Here is a 19,194-nt window from a genome sequence, read left to right as displayed (position 1 = left end):
TTTTAGATTTTTAATTTTATGTAGAAAAATACTAATTTTCAATCCTACTATTGGCAGTAATGAGTAATTAACACATATTAAATATTATTGCATCTATCTTTAGTATTATCTTTTAGCAGCGATCGCTCGATGTAGGATGCGTTAGCAATCGCGTAACGCATCACCCAAAAGTATGGCGAGCGATCGCACTGTAAAAGGTTAGACTAATTTGCAAGCAATGCGATCGCTGAATTAGAGATAATATTTCTATGATTCAGTAATTCTCTATCATCTATGACTCAAGCCATACCCAAGCTAGTAACCTTCGAGGAATTTGTCGATTGGCTACCCGACAATCGACGAGTCCGCTACGAACTACATAAAGGAGAAATTGTTGAGATGGCACAACCAGTAGGGGAACATGAGGAAGTAAAAGGTTTTTTAGCAAGAAAAGTAACAGTTGAATTTGACCGATTAGACCTCCCCTACTTCATGCCCAACCAAGTTATAATTAGACCTCCTGAAAAAGATTCTGGTTATCTCCCAGATGTGTTGGTGCTAAACCGTGCAAATCTGGAAAACGAACCATTATGGAAAAAACAATCTATCGTTAGTTTGGGTGCATCAATACCTTTGGCAATTGAGGTTGTATCAACCAACTGGCGGGACGATTACTACTTAAAATATGCTGAGTATGAAGAGATTGGTATCCCGGAATACTGGATTGTCGATTATGCTGCTTTGGGTGGACGTAATTTTATCGGCAATCCCAAAGAAGCGACAATCACCGTTTGTAACTTGGTTGATGGCGAATATCAGATAAGTAAGTTTCGAGATAGCGATCGCATTATTTCCCAAACTTTTCCCGAATTGAATCTCACCCCAAACCAGATTTTTCAAGCTGCTGTGGTATAGCCTTTAAACCTGATAGTTTTGCTAATTCTGGAGTCCGCCCTTTCAAACCGATCATCAACTTCAGCATAAACACTTTTAATACAGGGACTCGCTGCAAAAACCATAAACCCAGGCGACGCACCACTACCACAGGTAAGAAGTTATTAGAAAACATCCGATCTAACAAATCGGTAAAACCTAAAATCGTCAGGTTCTCTAGCTTGCGCCAGCGTTCATAACCTTTAAGAATCTGAATATCGCCAATATCTTTACCCGCTTGGTGCGCTGTTTGGATTACTTGCGCCAAAGCTGCTGCATCTCGAATTCCCAGATTTAAACCTTGTCCGCCCACAGGATGGCAATTGTGCGCCGCATCACCAATTAATGCCAGTCGGGGGAGAACATAGCGATCGCTTTGCATGAGTTGTACCTGGAATACAAAGCGATCGCCTAGTAATTCCAATTTGCCCATCTGATCGCCGTAACGACGGGTAAGTTCTGTTAAAAATTGCTCATCATCCAAGGCACACAAAGCTTTTGCTTCTTCATGGGGGGCTGTCCAGACAATGCGGCAGCGGTTCCCCGGTAAAGGTAAAATCGCAAAGGGGCCGCTAGACCAAAATCTTTCGTAAGCGGTGTTATTGTGCGGTTTTTCTGGTTTGACAAATGCTACGATGCAAGACTGCCAATATTTCCAGCCAGAGGTTTTGATACCAGCAGCTTGACGAATTGGCGATCGCGCCCCATCTGCTGCTATCACTAATTTGCTGCGAACTGAGTATAACTGATCGGCAACTTTAATATCTATCGCTACTATATCTTTCTGGTATTGTGTATTTACTACTTCAGCCGGACACAGATAAGTCACATTTGCACAATCTTGGACAAACTTTTGCAAAGGCTGCAATAGCGCTTGGTGTTCCGCCACATAACCCAATGCTGTATTTTTATCATCTGTGGTAAATTCCACCACATTGGGATAATCGGCATCAGAAAGACGAATTCGGCAATATTTGGCTATTTGAGGCAACATTTTGTCCCAAACTCCAATTCCTTGGTAAATTAGCGACGAAAGCTGATGAACTGCATAGGCTTGCCCTTTAGCTACAGCTGCTGATGCCACTTTCGCTTCAATCAGCAAGACACTCAAGCCAGAATCTTTTAAAGCAGAGGCTAGAGTTAACCCAATAATCCCACCGCCGACAATTACCAAATCATATTCATATCCCCGCAAGTCTGGCGGCGTTGGTTGAGGGGAAATTTGCTCAAGCTGCGTTAAGGTCATTGTTAAGTTAGGTTACAGCGTCTTAATCTTATTTTGACGCGATCGCGCCCTCATGAGCAAGTTAATAAAAAACCCTGCTGATTGGTAGGGATTCCAGCAGGGTAAAATAATACAATTATACTTTCAAAGAAACCAACACTAAACTTTATTACAAAGCGACTAGAAACTTTTACAACTAATAATAACTATTTATTAGTGTTTAGGAGCTACATTTTTAACATGATGTCTGTGATGTCTGTGATGAACTTTAGCACCTTTTACCCTAGCAGTATGTACAGCTGCTTGAGCTTGAGATGCAAAAACGGTTATAGGTGCTGCAAAGACTAGAGCCAAAAGTAAAGCTTTAGCGAACTTATTCACTTGAAAATCCTCATCAGGTAATCAACAATTCAACTATCCAATAGGCGTATGTCATAAGTTTGTAATTGATATGAATCTTTCATGTCTATTTTTACATCCGTAAAATATAAGACTTACGTGGAATATTTGCTGCATTTCCAATTACAATGTAAAATTTTGGACATTATCCAAAGAAGTGTTATTTGGCTATGATGTCTGTGTGAATTTTAATTAAGAAATGCTCAGAGCCATCAATTCTTCTGCTATATCAAAGTTAGCTGTGACATTTTGCACGTCATCCAAGCCTTCTAGAGTATCAATTAACTTGAAAAGCGATCGCGCCTGATCTGGATCGGTAACTTCTACACTATTAGTGGGAATCCAGCGGAATTCGGCATCAGTTACCTTAAAGCCTCGATCCTTGAGTGTCTGGCTAAGGGTTTCTAAATTGCCAATGTCAGTAAATACCTCAGCCATCTCATCTTCAGTCATCTCATAAGACTGGGCACCGCCTTCGAGAGATGCTTCTAAAACCTGTTCTTCGTCAACCACACCCTGCACTACACAAACGCCTTTTTGATCAAACATCCAGCTAACGCAACCTGTTTCGCCAAGATTGCCACCATTTTTACTAAAAGCTACACGCAAGTCAGCAGCAGTACGATTGCGATTATCTGTGAGGGCTTCGATTAAAATCGCTACACCACAAGGGCCATAACCTTCATAGCGAATCGCTTCAAAAGTAGCATTATCCCCGCCCAAAGTACCTGCACCTTTAGCGATCGCTCGTTCAATATTATCATTGGGAATACTCGCTGCCTTTGCCTTGTCAATTGCCGTGCGAAGTTGAAAATTCAGCGCCGGATCTGCTACGCCACTTCTAGCTGCAACGATAATCGCCCTAGATAACTGAGTGAAGGTTTTTCCCCTTTTTGCATCTACTACCGCTTTTTGGCGCTTAATATTTGCCCATTTACTATGTCCTGCCATAATCTGAAATTATCAAAACTCTATTTAAGATTAAGATATAAACGCTTGCAATAACCACAACTTTAAGTAAAACGGCGTAAATAGTTAAAGGTTTGTAGTAAGGACTGAAGTCCTTACTACGAAATCAGATTACAATAATTTTACATTACTAAACATATTGCGATTTATTCGCACCGACAAGCTAAATCTGGGCGATCGCGTCCGATATCAATACTACTCGGATAAGACTAAAAACCTTGTGTAGAGACGCGAAATTTCGCGTCTCTACAGGTCTAAAACACTATCGAAAAATCCAAAAACCGAGCAGTATTGCGTCCGATATTTCCTGGTTACAATCGCATTTATAACAGTGTTGTCTACGCTGTACACACAAGCGATCCGATTACCCAAAATCCTTGAAAAACCTCACCCTGTCCTGGCGGACATCCCTCTCCAATGCTTTGGAGAGGGACAGGTGAAAGCGTAGCATAACCAGGGTGAGGTTTTTTGTTTAAATCACAAAAGGTTCAAGTTCGCGGTTACACCACTCATCTTCAACCCGTTCAGTAATCAGAGGTCTGATGATAAACTTAGGTGGGCTACCATCCAAAACATCAATCCGCACACATGAGTAAGGCAGGCGGTTCTGGAAATTGTAATCATGACGGCCCACAAAAAGCGTTGAATCGGCAACTTTGCGAGTCGGTTTACCTGCAATTTCGGTAAAAGTCTCCATCAATTCAGTCCCCTCTTGGCGTTGATAGCGGGGACGATGACCACTACCACCAGAGATAATGCAGTTAATGCCAGAGTCAGCAAATCCGGTATCAGTTGTGCAAAGATGCTCTAAACAGTGAGCGTGACCATTTAAAATCAAATCGACTATGGGACGTTCTTTAATTAAAGAACCAAGAGTTTCTGCGACTTGTTCAAATACCCAGCGCAAGCGGTGGCGAACCGCCAGGGTTTGGGCTTGATTCCATTTAGTAGCTTCGGTGACATAGGGTGGATGGTGGAAAAAAATTACACGTCCGCGCACTTCGGAGTTGTTCCAAGATTCGATTAGCCTGCTACGCAACCATTCAAGTTGTTCAAAGTCGATCGCAGGCATTTTATCAGATGCCAATTGTTTTTCAATGTCGATTTTAATCTCGTTTATTTGATCTAATTTGGCGCTAAGTTCATCAAGTTGTTCAGCTTCAGTGGGTTTATCGGGGTTAAGACTATCGCATATTCCCAATATCTGCAATTCTTCTCGATCAATTTCCTGACGACGCTTTTGCAATTCCCGGCGGTAAATTTCCCCTTCTTTAGTTACAGGTAAGGGTGATGGTGTATTAAAGGTGTTGGAATCTAAAGCGAAAAAATCAATCCCGCCGTAACGAAAGGTGTAATAGCGATTGGGTAAGCGGGTAAACTGTCCAGGTTCGTAACGCAAACAGCGCCCTGTATCGGTTTTAGCAGTATAGTGTCGATCTAAATGACGTTCTAATTCTGGGGAAGACATCGCCCCTGTATAGTCCATAAATGCTCGTGCATAAGCATTACCTTGATACGATCCATGCCAACCAATTTCGATATCTTTGTAGCGCAACAGGCGACGTAATGAAGATGTTGTTCCAGTTAATAAACGATACATCAACGGAACATCGTAGTAATCATGATTACCTGGTACTGGCAAGAATGGCAGATTAAACACCATGCGATCGTAAGGAATGTCTTTTGGGTTATCGCCACCGACAATAAATTCCCGGTAAGGCTGAATAAAGTTTGTTGAATAATACTCTTGGGAACCCACCACATAGATGACATCGCCTGTGTGCAACACAAAACTGCAATCATCGCGGTGAGTCAGCATTAGTTCGGCGACTTTTCGTTGGGGATGTTGTCGAGAATGAGATTTGGTGCCGGAATCACCGATTACCATAAAGGAAAATTCTGGACTATCCTGCTTGCGATCGTCAATAAGTATGCTGGTTTGGTCAATTCCCCGTTGTACAAAACTTGGATGCATCCACCGTACCCGTTCCTTCATCTTTTGAATTTTTACAGGAATCGGTGGATCGGAAATCAATTTCATGGCTGATAACTCTTGAATGCCTAATGCACATGCTGATTGTAACGAAATAATAAGGTGTGGGGAGTAGGGGAAGATGAGGGAGAAGAATTAATAACCAATTCCCAATATTTAAGGCAAATTTTCTCGCAGTAATGCTTGAAAACCTGCTTGTTGAAAATGCTCATTGTTTACAAAAAGTGCTTTTAGTATATCCTAAGCGGGTTGTAACAATACGAGTAGAGTAGACGAGGTAATAGCTAGTGAAGATACTTATACCTGTCTTACGAATTATATCGATTTTTCAAAATTGCCTAAGGGACTTCCAAATAAAAAAATATACAACTATTTATTGTAGGGTGGGCGTCTCGCCCGCCCATAGTCAAAGGCGCTCATGTTGCCCACCCCACAAGATTGGATAATTTATTTCCTGGAAGTCCCTAAGCCACCAATTCAACTAATGTTAAGTAATTTCAATGAACCTCTCCCTCTTTGACTCGGCTACCATGTACACACACGACCAAGATAAGTAGGTAGGCAAGATAAAACCAAACTATGTAACGAAAAGTAAAATCTCTGTATTTAGCTTGTAGTTGCGCTGTCTTCGCTAAAGCGCAACTACGAACCAGTGATGATTATTTGCGCCCACTTACTTAATAGCGTCTTCAATGTTGAAGGTATAAAGGTCTTTTATGGAGGATTTCTGGCACTTTTAGATGTCTATATAAAGATTCCTGAAAAACAAATTATTGCTTCGTCGAATTTACGTTAATTCGGGAAAATATGCTGAGGCTTAATAGTACTAAATTAAAGTAACATTTAACTTTAGTACTTATACTGTGTATTATGTTTAAGCCTCTGTCATTTGCTTTAATTGCAGCTACCGTTATAGTTGCATCAATCAATAATCCCAGTGCTACTTTAGCTCGAACTTGTGCCTCTAAGTGTGGTTCACACCCAATTCAGTTTACACCTGGGCAACACATCCGGGTTGAAGTTAGAAATAGCACACCCAACCTGATTAAAATCCAAAAACCCTCTGGGACTGATGCAATATCCTTGAGTCCAGGACAGAAATTAAATCTAGAACAAATAGAGGGTACAGAACCAAATACATCTTTGATATTTTGGAGCGAAAAGGGTTTATCACTACAAGCAATTGTCTCGAAACCCAACTTTGGTACATTGCGGCTCGAACTCCGTCCGACTTTGCGCTCTCCTGGCGATCGCTCGTTGTATATTATGGATGATGGTAGAATCAACGTGTTTTAACAGAAATGTTAGGAGTTACGAATTAAGAAATAACTTTTAATTAAAAACTCCTAATTTATAACTTCTAACTCCTAACTTATATTGTGCTAGACCGACCTGTATCTGAACTCTCAAACCCTCACAGGCGCTTACTTGATCAGCGCTGGCAAATTTATCCACAAAAACCAGAATTTGCCCAAAATCTGGCAGCTTTGACAAATATTTCACCGATTATCAGCCAGTTGTTGATTAATCGGGGTATGGAAACACCAGAACAAGTACAAGCATTTTTAAATCCAGAGTCTTTAGTCTTACCTTCGCCGTTGGAAGATTTCCCAGATTTGGCGATTAGTTTGGAATTGTTGCAAAATGCGATCGCTTCTCAAACAAAAATTGCTATTTGCGGTGATTACGATGCTGATGGGATGACCAGCACTGCTCTACTTTTGCGTAGTCTCCGCACTTTAGGCGCACAGGTAGATTATGCTATTCCCAGCCGGATGCACGAAGGTTACGGGATCAATAAACGCATAGTTGAAGAATTCCACAGCGAAGGTGTAGGATTAATTCTGACTGTAGATAATGGCATCTCTGCATTTGAACCAGTTGCTAGAGCTAGAGAACTTGGTGTTGCAGTTATTATCACCGATCACCACGATATCCCCCAAAAATTACCCCCAGCTAATGCTATTCTCAACCCCAAACTAATAGCCGAATCCTCACCTTATCGGGGTGTTGCTGGTGTTGGTGTTGCCTACATATTGGCAGTGTGTCTAGCACAACAGCTAGGGGAGACTAAGGGCTTGATTCAACCGATGCTAGCACTATTTACGCTGGGAACGATCGCAGATTTAGCCCCGTTAACTGGCGTAAATCGCCGTTGGGTGAAACGTGGTTTACAGCATTTACCCAAATCCAACTTAGCTGGAGTACAGGCGTTAATTCAGGTAGGCGGCGTACAGGCGAGGGGAGAGGGAGCAGGGGAAGCAGGGGAGCAGGGGAGTAGGGGAGAAAATCCAAAATCCAAAATCCAAAATCCAAAATCGCTCAAGCCTGAAGATATCGGGTTTCGCTTGGGGCCACGAATTAATGCTATTGGTCGGATTGGTAATCCCCAAACTGTGATTGAATTGCTGACTACAGATGATATGGGGGTGGCGCTGGAACTTGCAATGCAGTGCGAACAAGTCAACGCCAGTCGCCAGGAGATGTGTCAGCAAATTGAAGAAGAAGCGATCGCTTATGTAGAGACGCAATATATCGCGTCTCTACAGCAAGATCGTGTATTAATTGTTGTTCAACCCAATTGGCATCATGGCGTTATTGGGATTGTCGCCTCCCGCTTGGTAGAACGCTACGGCGTTCCCGTGTTCATCGGTACTTATGAGGATGAGGGACATATACGCGGTTCTGCACGCTCAATTCCAGAGTTTCATGTGTTTGAAGCTTTGGAATATTGTCACGATTTACTAGGGAAATTTGGCGGACACAAAGCAGCTGGGGGATTCTCTTTTCCAGCAGAGAATTTACAGAGGGTGCGATCGCGTTTGATTGAGTTTGCTAACCAGTGCCTTGAACCGCAGCATCTCAAGCCTCTGCTCAAAATTGATGCCGAAGTCAACCTCAATCACATCAATCAACAGCTTTATCAACAGCTTAATGCTCTACACCCCTGCGGTATGGACAACCCCGATCCAGTTTTCTGGACACCTAATGTTCAAGTGGTTGAGCAAAAAATCGTCGGTAAGGGTCACATTAAACTGACAATTGCCCAAACTGTTGATAATCATGAGTATAAAATCAAAGCGATCGCTTGGCGTTGGGGCGACTATTTCCGCCTACCGCAGCGAGTCGATGTTGCTTACAAACTACGAGAAAATTACTTTAACGGTAACACCACCATCGAGCTAGAATTAATAGGAGTCAGATTGCCAATTCAGCTTCAACAATTTTTTACTTCGCCACCTACCCCGTCAATTACCACCTTTGAGTACAATCAGCGACAGTATACTTGTGGTTTCTATAAAAACGGTATTGAAGCAGAATTAAGAATTAAAAATACTGAAGGTAAAGTCTTAGCCATGCAGCCAGGACATATAATCGGTTTACTCGGCACTAATCGTCAAAACGCCAAAGAAGTTGATATCTCTCAGCCGCAGTATGACAGTATTATCCAAGCTGCCCTTCAGGCGTTATCAGTTAAAAGTTAGGAGTTATAAGTTAGGAGTTATAAGTTAGGAGTTATAAGTTAGGAGTTTTTAATTAACTTAGGAACGTGGATTAAATAAAATGCAAAACTTCATCAATTATCACGATCCCTCTCCAATATATCGGAGAGGGATTGAGGGTGAGGTAAGCTAGGGACATAAATTGTATGTTATTTAATTCTTGTTCCTTATCACTTGTGACAGTGACACTGTGAGTACTGATTTATGATTTATGAGTTATGAGTTGAGAATAAAATTTAATTTTTCACTCCTAACTCCTGACTCCTAACTCTCAATCAGCACTCAGAACTCTTATTATAGATTGCCGTTGCGAAAAGCCAGCAAAAAGATTACCACTGGCCCAGCAATCACAATTAGCGCCACGGACAGTAATTGGAAAATAACTTCCCAATTGATACTGGTAAAAGCGTTAAACAAAGAGTCAAACATTTTTCTTTTTCTCCTCTCAATTGCCTTAAAAAATTCAATAACTTAATTACAAAACCCGCAATTGATCATATATGACTATGGCCTATTAGATTTAATTTACTTAACAAAATTATAACAAAAGACATAAAAACGTAAAATAGGGGGACTGGGGACTGGGGAAGAGTGTTCCCAATCCCCAATTCCCAATCCCCAACCCCCAATCCAAAATGGCAACTTGGCAATGTGTAAAAGAATGTGGAGCCTGCTGTAATCTCAATCCAGCAGAACGTCCCGATTTGGATGAGTATCTCTCTCCACCAGAACTAGAACTCTACCTCAGCATGGTAGGCGAAGATGGATGGTGCGTTAACTTCGACCATACCACGCGAGAATGTCGCATCTACTCAGATCGTCCGCGCTTCTGCCGTGTCGAATCAGAAGTGTTTCAAGATATGTATGGCGTTGAACCAGAAGAAGTTAACGATTTTGCTATTGACTGCTGTCGCCAGCAAATAGAAGGAGTATACGGCGATCGCAGTCTGGAAATACTACGCTTCAATAAAGCTGTTGGGCTGTAACACTCCCATTGTTCGTTTTAGTATCTGGAGTTGCAATTTATTACAACAATCTGAGAATATGATAGAAATATGAAAACAACCTCGCAACAAAAGTATTGCTTGTGAAACTTGACTCTGCTCCTTTGGACATTTCTGGCATATCTCAAACTGAGAGCGACCTAGAACCCAAAGACAGCAATGATTTTAACTTAACTCCTGCGATCGCTCCGTCAGTTCAGGCTGTAGTTGCCGATAGTCCTCAAAAGCAGCAATCAGTGCTAGTAGTTTTTGGTACGACTTTTGTAACCATTTTTCTAGCAGAAATTGGAGATAAGACTCAGTTATCCACCCTCTTAATGAGTGCAGAATCTCATTCGCCGTGGGTGGTATTTATGGGATCTGCGGCTGCGCTGATAACCACCAGCTTATTAGGCGTGCTTTTAGGTAGTTGGATAGCCACCCGACTCAGCCCAAAAACTGTAGAAAAATCAGCAGGCGTAATGTTGTTAGTAATTTCCCTAATGCTCTTTTGGGATGTATTTCAAGGTTAATTACAGGTTAGGAGTTAGGAGTTAGGAGTTAGAAGTTAGAAGTTAGAAGTTAGTAGTTATTCTCCCTCATCTCCCCACTCCCCATCCCCATCTCCCCATCTCCCCACTCCCCACTCCCCCTTAATAATATGAATTGGCATCTTTTAGGACTGAGCTTTATTACAGTTTTTTTATCAGAATTGGGTGACAAAAGTCAGCTAGCCGCGATCGCACTTTCAGGACGTTATAATTCTGGGCGTGCAGTATTTTTGGGTGCAGCAGGTGCATTACTGTTGACAAGTCTGTTGGGAGCATTAGCAGGAGGTGCAGTAGCAGAATTATTACCTACACGCTTGTTAAAAGCGATCGCTGCTGTGGGATTTGCCATCCTCGCTGCACGTCTGCTGTTATTTAACAATGAACCATCGACAGATTCTGAACAAACACCTTAAAAAAGAATTCAGAATCTAGGAATCAGAATTACTCTTCGTGGGGGATTAGAACCCGCCAAGGTTTTAAACTAAACCTCATCTAAGTTGAGAACCGTAGTTTTTGCCCTCACCCTAAATCCCTCTCCCAGATATGGGAGAGGGACTTTGAAATTCTGGCTCCCCGAATCCCTCTCTCTGGGATTCGGGGTTGGGGAATGAGGGCAAATTCTTTTCATCATCGAAGAACTACAGGTTTCAAGATAGACGCGGTTTAATATCATATTATATCCGAATTACCCATAATAAAAGAACCCACTTCTCGCAGGCTCTTAGGGGAGACAAAGCACAGCTTTGGCGGGGTGCAGGGCTATTTCATTCTCATCTAGCCCGCCTTAGAATAAATTCTGAGGCTAATAGCACTCATTCGTCTAAAGACGACTAATAAAGGTTTTTAGTCCACTTTAGTGGAGTTGGGCTGTTAGCCTGGAACTTTAGTTCTGGGCGGTTTATGTCTAGAACGAAATAGCCCTGGGCGGGGTGGGGTTCTCCACGTTTAATAAATAAGCTGTTGGACATTTAACTTGCATATTACCTGGGAGTAAAACTATTGTGGGGTGGGCATCTTGCCCGCCCTGGTTATGCAAATTAAAAGTACATTATTATCACTCAGCCAGACTCGAATTCATAGTGAATTCTGACGCCTCGGCAAAGCGTCTTTGGCTTTGCTTTTGAGTTGTGAATTCTTCTTTACAACGTTTCCCAACCGGTTCCTTTGTAGCCGTATTGAAAAATTTCTGGATGCAAAATTTCTGCCAAAATTTCTAGAGAATCTACCAGTCGTGGCCCTGGACGATTGAAGTAAGAATTGCCATCAGTGATGTAGACTCTACCAGATTTGGTAGCGTGCAGTTTTTCCCAGTCTGAATGTTGAGTTAATAAATCGGCTTCTTGGCGAGTGCGATTTAAATCAAAGCCACAAGGCATAAAAACAATTACATCAGGATCGGTTGTTAATAGTGTTTCCCACGGCAAAATAGCAGAAGGCTGACCTGTAGCGCAAAATAGAGAATGTCCTCCTGCTAAGTTAACTAATTCAGGAATCCAATTGGCGGCTACCATCAAAGGATCAGTCCACTCGATACAGGCGACAGTAGGCTGTTCATTTAACGAAAGTCCCTGGATTTTATGCTGACAAATTTTGACGCGAGCTTCTAAGTTTTCTATGACTTTAACCGAGTCTACGCCAAAGGTGTTGCCGACTCGCTCAATGTCAGCCCAAATATCTTGGAGAAGATTGGGTTGTAAAGAAATAATCTGCGGTTTACTCTCAATGAGTGTAGCAACTGCCTTTTCAACATCGTGTAAGGTCACAGCACAAACATCGCACTGGTCTTGAGTGAGAATGTGAGTAGGCTGCAATTTCTCTAAAACATCTGTTTTGATTTGGTAAATACTAAGAGCAGATTGCAATAAATTGCTTACTTGATCATGAATTTGGCTGCTAGAGGCATTGGAGTTTAAGCGTGCTTCAGTACAAATGGGGCGATCGAGGATTTCTGGAGGGTAATCACATTCGTGCGATCGCCCCACAATAGCATCAACCAAGCCTACTGCCGCTAAAATCTCTGTTCCACCCGGAATTAGGGAAACAATTCTCACATTACTATCCGTCATCGCTCCACCTCCACAAAACCTGCCGTTACTTCAATTTTCGCAAAATTTGAGTCATTAGACATCTTTCTCTAGGAGAATTAAGCGTATTTTAGTAGTCAACACTCAGCAATAAATTAAACTCAGTATTGGGAAGAGTCTTTCCAGTCCTCCTGCCATTTCTTTATGAGGCTACGCCAAATTTTCTTGGTTTTTTATTTTTTCTTTCTTTGTGTCCTACCCTATGGGAAACCACTTCTCTACCAGACGCAAAGCGTAGCTTGCTTTCCCGTAGGGGTACGTGTCTATGCGTTCTTTGCGGTTAGTTTTTTATATACTTTGACGGATTTTCATACATAATTATTATCAGTTACAGAGCCTAGTGCTTAGACCCAAATTGAAAATACTATACTAATTAATAGTAGAATTACTTAATAGTCTAATTCTTTGAAATGCTAATTATCCCCTGGCAAAAATCACTATTATGAAGTAATAGAAGCGATGAGAAAAATATTAACTTTAACTTGCGATCCAGATTCATAAATTTTAATTAGAAAAAATATACATTCGTTTATGAAAAACCAGATCGAGTAGTTGTAGTTATACAAAGACAGTTCTATTTTTTCGATAAAACTCCAAAGCAAAATTATTTATTCTTGAGGTAAACTCATGCAGGTGGTGTCAGCTAGACATATTACACAGCGCAACCAGTCCCAAAACGCTTTACAAATCAAAGAAAATCGTCGCCGAAAACAAAGTCAGACGTTGGTGCAGCTGGCAAGAAGCAAGAGATTTCAGCAAGGTGATCTCAATGGGGCTTTAAAGGAAATCACAGAGGCTGCGGCTCGGACGCTTTTAGTCAGGCGAGTTAGTGTATGGTTATATAATCAAGAACGTTCCAAAATTGAATGCATCGATTTATATGATGTAAGCACCAAGACGCATAGCTTTGGTAACTCGCTTTCAGGAAAAAATTATCCAGCTTATTTCCAGGCTTTAGAAGAAGAACGTACCATTGCCGCAGATGATGCCATAAAGGATAGCAGAACCCAAGAATTATCCGAGTCCTATCTTTCAGTTTTGGGCATCACATCCCTACTGGATGCACCGATTTGGCTAGAGGGTCGTTTGGTAGGCGTAGTGTGTCACGAACACATAGGCGAGGAACGCCAATGGACTTTGGAGGAAGAGACTTTTGCTGGCTCGATTGCAGATTTCGTGACGCTGGCTATAGAAGCGAAGGAGCGAAACTTCGCACAAGAAGCATTGCGACATAGCGAGGCGCAATTTCGAGCGATTTTTGAGCATTCTTCTATCGGTATTGGACTTATAGATATGAAAGCGCAGATAGTCGATACTAATCTGGCACTGTGCGAGATTTTAGGATATAGCCGAGAAGAGTTATACGGCAAGCACTTTACAGATTACATTTCCACACAAAGGGGGGATTTAAAACTTTACAAACAACTAATGTCAGGAATGAATACAAACTTGAAGAGAACTTCGAGGGTAGGCTTTCAACCCTCTAAACATCAGGAACAGTTTGTCGAAAGACATCGGATTGAGATGGAAAAACGCTGCCTGCATCAAAACGGTAGCTTAATTTGGACTCATATCTCTGTTTCTGTTATACCAAGCAGCAATGGTGAACCTGAGTTTTTTCTAGCGATGATTGAGGACATTACTGAGCGTAAAGAAACAGAGTTGAAACTTCGTGCTTCTCAAGAAGCCGCAGAAGCTGCCAATCGGGCAAAAAGTGAATTTTTAGCAACCATGAGCCATGAGTTGCGGACACCTCTCAATGCAATTATGGGTTTGTCGCAGTTGTTGCAAGAAGAAATAGTTGGCTCTCTCAATGAAAAGCAGAACGAATATGTAAGTTGTATATATAGTAGTGGTGAACATCTGCTGGCGCTGATTAACGATATCCTTGATTTATCTAAGGTAGAAGCAGAGAAAGAGGAACTGTCATTTTCACCTTTGCCAGTGTCAGATTTATGTAATTATGCTATATGGACAGTGCGCGATCGCGCCGCAGAAAAGGGATTACAACTCACCTGTCAAATTGACATAGAAGAGGATATTTGTATTGGTGATGAACGGCGCATTAAGCAAATGCTACTCAACCTGCTCACCAATGCGATTAAATTCACCCCAGCTGGTCAGGTATCGCTGGTAGCCAAAAAAGTCCCGCAAGGGATAACTTTTACAGTTTCAGATACTGGAATTGGTATAGACTCAAATCAGTTTGAATTTCTATTTGAACCGTTTAAACAGCTTGACAGCCGCTTAAATCGTCAGTATGAAGGCACTGGTTTGGGTTTAGCTTTAACACGCAAATTAGCGCGTTTGCATGGTGGAGACGTAACTGTTATATCCACTTTGGGAAAAGGTAGTCAGTTCACTATATTTCTACCAATTCTACCAAATTCAGTGAATATGCAAACAGAGCAAAATGAAGGATCTCAGCAAGACACAGCATTAACCTCCTCTCCAGCTACCCCCCACAATGAAATCATTTTACTTGTGGAAGAAGAAGAAAATACTGCTATAGTATTGCAAGATTATCTCCAGACAATTGGCTATAAAGTTAAGTGGATAGACAGTGTAAATAACTTTTTAGAACAAGTGCGAAACCTCCAGCCAAATTTAATTTTATTGGATGTCCAGTTAGTAGGTGATGCTAGTGGCTGTGGTTTGCTAAATGTTCTCAAACAAGAGCCTTATTTCCCAGATTTGCAGGTGGTAATGATGGGCTATAGTGAACTTCCAGAGGAGAAGCTTTCTATTCTGCAAGCTGGTGGTAACGACTATCTTCTCAAACCCATTCGGGTAGTTCAATTAGAGTCAATATTGACACGATATTTGAATTATAGCGATTTTCAGATTAATGAAAAACCAATTTAGACCGGAGCGATCGCATTCATATTTTTCGCCACAAAAAGATATTGTAAAATGAAAATAATAGGCGGGGAGTGGGGAATACAGAATAATCCTTATCGAGTTGAGGGCGAGCTTTTTAAGAAATCAATTCATCCTCCTATAAGTGGAAATTTTTCTCATTATCACATGGGTAATCCCAGCTTCTTCAAATATTTGTCCTTCTTCTACAAAGTCCAATTTTTGGTATAAAACTTTTATATACTCTTGGGCGTAAATCACAACTTCTGGAATATTTTTATTAGCTATAATCTCTAGTGCCTTAATCATAATTTTTTTACCAATACCCTGTCCTCTAGCTGTAGACAAAACAGCAAGTCTTTCTATTTTGGCAGTTTTATGATCTAAATATCTAATTCTGGTAGTACCCACAGCTTTTTGAGCTAAATAAGCAATCAAATGCTGAGATATTTCATCTTTGCCATCAAAATCTAAAGCCGGATTTACCCCTTGTTCTTCCTGAAAAACTGCTTTTCTAATTGCTGCGATCGCTGGAAATTCTTCAGGTAAATCAGCAACTTTTATGACTAAATTACTCATCAAACTCTTTCTGTATTTAGTATATAAAAAAAGGTGGGCATTGCCCACCCTACAAACTTTAATCAGCACCTTCAATTGGTGCAAAACCTTGGCGCTGAATATTTTCTGTTACCGCGCGTGGTTCCAAAAATTGCAAGAGGTAATCAGGACCGCCGGCTTTAGAACCGACTCCAGAAAGTTTGAATCCACCAAAGGGTTGCCGCCCAACGATCGCTCCGGTAATATTGCGGTTAATGTATAAATTCCCGACTTCAAATTCTGTCTGGGCTTGTTGAATGTGCGAAGGTGTTCGAGAATAAAGTCCTCCAGTTAAGGCGAAGTTTGTCCCGTTGGCGACTGCTAAGGCTTCTTGGAAATCTTTCACCCGAATTACCGCCAGCACAGGGCCAAAAATTTCTTCTTGGGAAATTACCGCATTTGGCGAGACTTCACTAAATATTACAGGGCCGATAAAATATCCTTGTTCGGGTGCTGGTAATTCCAAAGCTAATTGTGCTTCTGCCTTACCCTTCTCAATATACTCGCGGATGCGATTGCGGGCATTAGCATCAATTACTGGTCCAACTTGTGTACTCGGTAACTCTGCTTCCCCAATATTCAAAGATTTTGTCGCTTCTACCAATCGTTGCACAAAGGCATCATAAATCGGTTGCAGCACAATCACCCTGGAAGCAGCAGAACATTTTTGTCCACTGTAACCAAATGCTGACTGCACTATCCCCACAACTGCTTGGTCTAAATCAGCACTTTCATCGACAATAATGGCATTCTTGCCACCCATTTCCGCAATCACCCGTTTCATGTGCTTTTGTCCGGGTTTCAAGATTGCCGCCTCTGCGTAAATTCTACAGCCGACTTCTTGGGAACCCGTAAAAGCAATTACATGAGTATCTGAATGATTTACCAAATAAGCGCCGACTTGGGAACCCTTACCAGGTACGTATTGAAATACGCCTTTGGGAAAACCAGCATCTACCAAGATTTCTGTGAGTTTCGCTGCAATCACAGAAGATGTTTCCGCAGGTTTGAGGAGAGTACAATTGCCTGAAACCAAAGCTGCGACAGTCATTCCACAAGCGATCGCTAGCGGAAAATTCCAAGGAGAAATCACTACAGCAATACCGCGTGGCTGGTAAATATAATGATTAGTTTCACCAGGTATGTCATAATTCACACCTTTATCTAACCGTTCTATCTCATCAGCGTAGTATCGACAGAAATCTATCGCTTCCGAAACCTCTCCATCAGCTTCCTTAACTGGTTTTCCAACTTCCAAAACTATCCAAACTGAAAGTTCAGCGCGGCGGAGTTCCATCAAATCACCCGCTTTCCGCAAAATATCAGCGCGTTGTTTAGCTGGTGTTTTTTTCCACCCAGGAAACGCAGCTTTAGCAGCTTGCATCGCCTGTTCTGCTTGTTCAATGCTAATCAACCCAACTTTACCAACTATCTCGCTGAAATTAGAAGGATTGAGAGAATCAACAAATTCCGGCGGATTAACATATTCGCCATTAATTAGCGGTAAATAAGTTTTACCCAACTGTTGGCGAACGCTTTGGAAAGCTTGCGCGGCTTTCGTTCTCACCTCTTCCTCGGCGTAATCGGTATCAGCAGCACCGAGGAAATGAGAGTTAGGAGTTGGGAGTGAGGAGTTAGGAGTTGAAGAGTTCTTTTCATCTTTGACAATCGGCGGTGCTAATAATTCTTCAATTGGTCGATTTTCGAGATTTTGTCGTAAAAAAGAACTATTAGCAGTATTTTCTAACAATCGGCGAATTAAATACGCCATTCCCGGTAATAATTCACCGTAGGGGCAGTAAACTCTGACTCGATAACCCCTGTCAACCAAAGCCTTGGCAACTTTATCACCCATACCGTAGAGGACTTGTAATTCAAGGCGACGGCGGGGGACATTTAAACTTTCAGCTATGGCAATGGCGCGAGAGTGCGATCGCACATTATGGCTACCAATGGCAGAATACACATATTGATGATTTTCTAGCAATAACTGAGTGATGGTTTCAAAGTTAGCATCAGTTGCTGGTTTATCGTTGTAAACTGGCTGTTTCCAATGCTTCTGGGCTGCTTTGATAGTTTCTTGATCCCAATATGCGCCTTTCACCAAGCGGATTGTCAGGGGATAACCACGTTCTTTCAACCAGGAAATTACATCTTTAGTATCTTGCTCGCTATCACGCAGATATGCTTGAATAGTTATGCCAATATCTCTGCGTTGCCGAAACTCTTCTTCTAAGAGCAGTTTTTTCAGGATGCTGAGAGTTATGTCTTTATAGGCATACTGTTCCATATCAAAATGGACAGCTGCACCTAATTCTTTAGCACGACGTAAGAGAATACGAATGCGATCGCTAACTCGCTCCTCACTACCTTTAGCATCTAATGGGTCAAATTGCGAATAAAACGCCGTTAACTTCACAGAAACCTGAACTTTTGGGATTGCTTCGCCATCAGCCTCATCAATAGCCGGGATAGCTGACCAATTCTTTGATGCTTCTACCAATTGTTGCATTAATTCTAGATAGCGTTCTAGATAAAACTGTGCTTCGGCTTCGGTAATTACTGCTTCACCAAGTAAATCGATGGTGAAAGCCATTTTCTCTTTTCTTAGTCGTTCAACAGTTTTGATGACTTGTTTAATATTTTCCCCAGAAATATATTTATGAGCAAGAGTTTCAACGGCTGTACCAACGGTTGTAGCAGCAACTTGTCCCGGCATCGAGTCGGGATTAGCAAAGTTTAGCATTCCCTTTAAAGCTGGCGGTAATTCTACAGACTCATCGCCTAAATATTCTTGTAAATGAGAGGCAATTTCTGATTTACTATGCAAAGCAGGTAGCGTATCTATAAACCGAAATAGTTGCACCCGCAACCCAGGATTACTCATCGCCCAAGCTAGTAATTTATCATCCCAGCGCATTTGATCCCGCAGGGAAGACAAAAATGAACGATTTTCGGAGGTTGCTGCTAGAAGTTGTTTAGCAATTTCTTGGGTTTTAGCTTCGTAGGTGCTTGTCTGTACTTGTAAGACCACTGTTAATAAACTCCGTTAATCAAGGCAAGGCTTTTTGTACAAAGCCTGTGTCTTCTATTTTGACGCTTTCATTTAGCTGTCACCA

General features: G+C 41.7%; 15 protein-coding genes. 7 read left to right on the top strand and 8 right to left on the bottom strand.

Annotated elements, in window-relative coordinates; genetic code table 11:
* The first annotated feature begins 273 nt into the window (after nt 1-273).
* On the top strand, nt 274-894 hold the full coding sequence (locus V7K32_RS01560) for a Uma2 family endonuclease (protein ID WP_334989703.1): 621 nt from the start codon (nt 274-276) through the stop codon (nt 892-894).
* Here V7K32_RS01560 and V7K32_RS01555 read toward each other — a convergent pair.
* From V7K32_RS01555 to V7K32_RS01540, 4 genes are all read right to left on the bottom strand, one after another.
* Nucleotides 857-2,158, bottom strand: a complete 1,302-nt coding sequence (locus V7K32_RS01555) for an FAD-dependent hydroxylase (protein WP_334989701.1) — start codon at nt 2,156-2,158, stop codon at nt 857-859. The genes V7K32_RS01560 and V7K32_RS01555 overlap by 38 nt on opposite strands.
* 192 nt (nt 2,159-2,350) lie before the next feature.
* Nucleotides 2,351-2,518 carry a hypothetical protein gene (locus V7K32_RS01550; protein WP_334989699.1) on the bottom strand — a complete coding sequence of 56 codons (168 nt, stop codon included), beginning with the start codon at nt 2,516-2,518 and terminating at the stop codon, nt 2,351-2,353.
* Nucleotides 2,519-2,728: 210 nt separating this feature from the next.
* Nucleotides 2,729-3,487, bottom strand: a complete 759-nt coding sequence (locus tag V7K32_RS01545; protein WP_334989697.1) for a YebC/PmpR family DNA-binding transcriptional regulator — start codon at nt 3,485-3,487, stop codon at nt 2,729-2,731.
* A 490-nt stretch (nt 3,488-3,977) separates the two neighbouring features.
* The gene (locus V7K32_RS01540) at nt 3,978-5,546 is read right to left on the bottom strand and encodes a metallophosphoesterase family protein (RefSeq protein WP_334989695.1); all 1,569 of its coding nucleotides are present in this window, start codon (nt 5,544-5,546) and stop codon (nt 3,978-3,980) included.
* 822 nt (nt 5,547-6,368) lie between these two features.
* On the opposite strand from V7K32_RS01540, the gene V7K32_RS01535 reads away from it, so the two are divergent.
* On the top strand, nt 6,369-6,794 hold the full coding sequence (locus V7K32_RS01535) for a hypothetical protein (RefSeq protein WP_334989693.1): 426 nt from the start codon (nt 6,369-6,371) through the stop codon (nt 6,792-6,794).
* 83 nt (nt 6,795-6,877) lie between these two features.
* The gene (locus V7K32_RS01530; protein ID WP_334989691.1) at nt 6,878-8,983 is read left to right on the top strand and encodes a single-stranded-DNA-specific exonuclease RecJ; all 2,106 of its coding nucleotides are present in this window, start codon (nt 6,878-6,880) and stop codon (nt 8,981-8,983) included.
* A gap of 312 nt (nt 8,984-9,295) precedes the next feature.
* Here the strand turns inward: V7K32_RS01530 and psb30 are convergent, their stop codons facing one another.
* Nucleotides 9,296-9,430 carry a photosystem II reaction center protein Ycf12/Psb30 gene (psb30, locus tag V7K32_RS01525; RefSeq protein ID WP_199784655.1) on the bottom strand — a complete coding sequence of 45 codons (135 nt, stop codon included), beginning with the start codon at nt 9,428-9,430 and terminating at the stop codon, nt 9,296-9,298.
* A 206-nt stretch (nt 9,431-9,636) separates the two neighbouring features.
* Between psb30 and V7K32_RS01520 the strand changes: the two genes are divergently transcribed.
* From V7K32_RS01520 to V7K32_RS01510, 3 genes are all read left to right on the top strand, one after another.
* Nucleotides 9,637-9,987 (top strand): YkgJ family cysteine cluster protein, encoded by a 351-nt coding sequence (locus V7K32_RS01520; protein WP_334989690.1) that lies wholly within the window; start codon nt 9,637-9,639, stop codon nt 9,985-9,987.
* 101 nt (nt 9,988-10,088) lie between these two features.
* Nucleotides 10,089-10,517, top strand: a complete 429-nt coding sequence (locus V7K32_RS01515) for a TMEM165/GDT1 family protein (RefSeq protein ID WP_334989688.1) — start codon at nt 10,089-10,091, stop codon at nt 10,515-10,517.
* A gap of 128 nt (nt 10,518-10,645) precedes the next feature.
* Nucleotides 10,646-10,948: a TMEM165/GDT1 family protein gene (locus V7K32_RS01510; RefSeq protein WP_334989684.1), complete on the top strand. Its 303-nt coding sequence runs from the start codon at nt 10,646-10,648 to the stop codon at nt 10,946-10,948.
* Between the two features lie 726 nt (nt 10,949-11,674).
* Here V7K32_RS01510 and V7K32_RS01505 read toward each other — a convergent pair.
* Nucleotides 11,675-12,601 (bottom strand): cobalamin-binding protein, encoded by a 927-nt coding sequence (locus V7K32_RS01505; protein ID WP_334989682.1) that lies wholly within the window; start codon nt 12,599-12,601, stop codon nt 11,675-11,677.
* Between the two features lie 645 nt (nt 12,602-13,246).
* Here V7K32_RS01505 and V7K32_RS01500 point away from each other — a divergent pair.
* On the top strand, nt 13,247-15,484 hold the full coding sequence (locus V7K32_RS01500) for an ATP-binding protein (protein WP_334989680.1): 2,238 nt from the start codon (nt 13,247-13,249) through the stop codon (nt 15,482-15,484).
* A 120-nt stretch (nt 15,485-15,604) separates the two neighbouring features.
* Here the strand turns inward: V7K32_RS01500 and V7K32_RS01495 are convergent, their stop codons facing one another.
* Nucleotides 15,605-16,057 (bottom strand): GNAT family N-acetyltransferase, encoded by a 453-nt coding sequence (locus V7K32_RS01495; RefSeq protein ID WP_334989678.1) that lies wholly within the window; start codon nt 16,055-16,057, stop codon nt 15,605-15,607.
* Between the two features lie 58 nt (nt 16,058-16,115).
* Nucleotides 16,116-19,109: an L-glutamate gamma-semialdehyde dehydrogenase gene (gene pruA / locus V7K32_RS01490; RefSeq protein ID WP_334989676.1), complete on the bottom strand. Its 2,994-nt coding sequence runs from the start codon at nt 19,107-19,109 to the stop codon at nt 16,116-16,118.
* Nucleotides 19,110-19,194: the final 85 nt, after the last annotated feature.

This window comes from Nostoc sp. (genome assembly GCF_036917635.1).
Taxonomy (GTDB): Bacteria; Cyanobacteriota; Cyanobacteriia; order Cyanobacteriales; family Nostocaceae; genus Nostoc.
The sequence above is the reverse complement of the archived record's forward strand: the minus strand, read 5'-3'. Positions and strand labels throughout refer to the sequence as shown.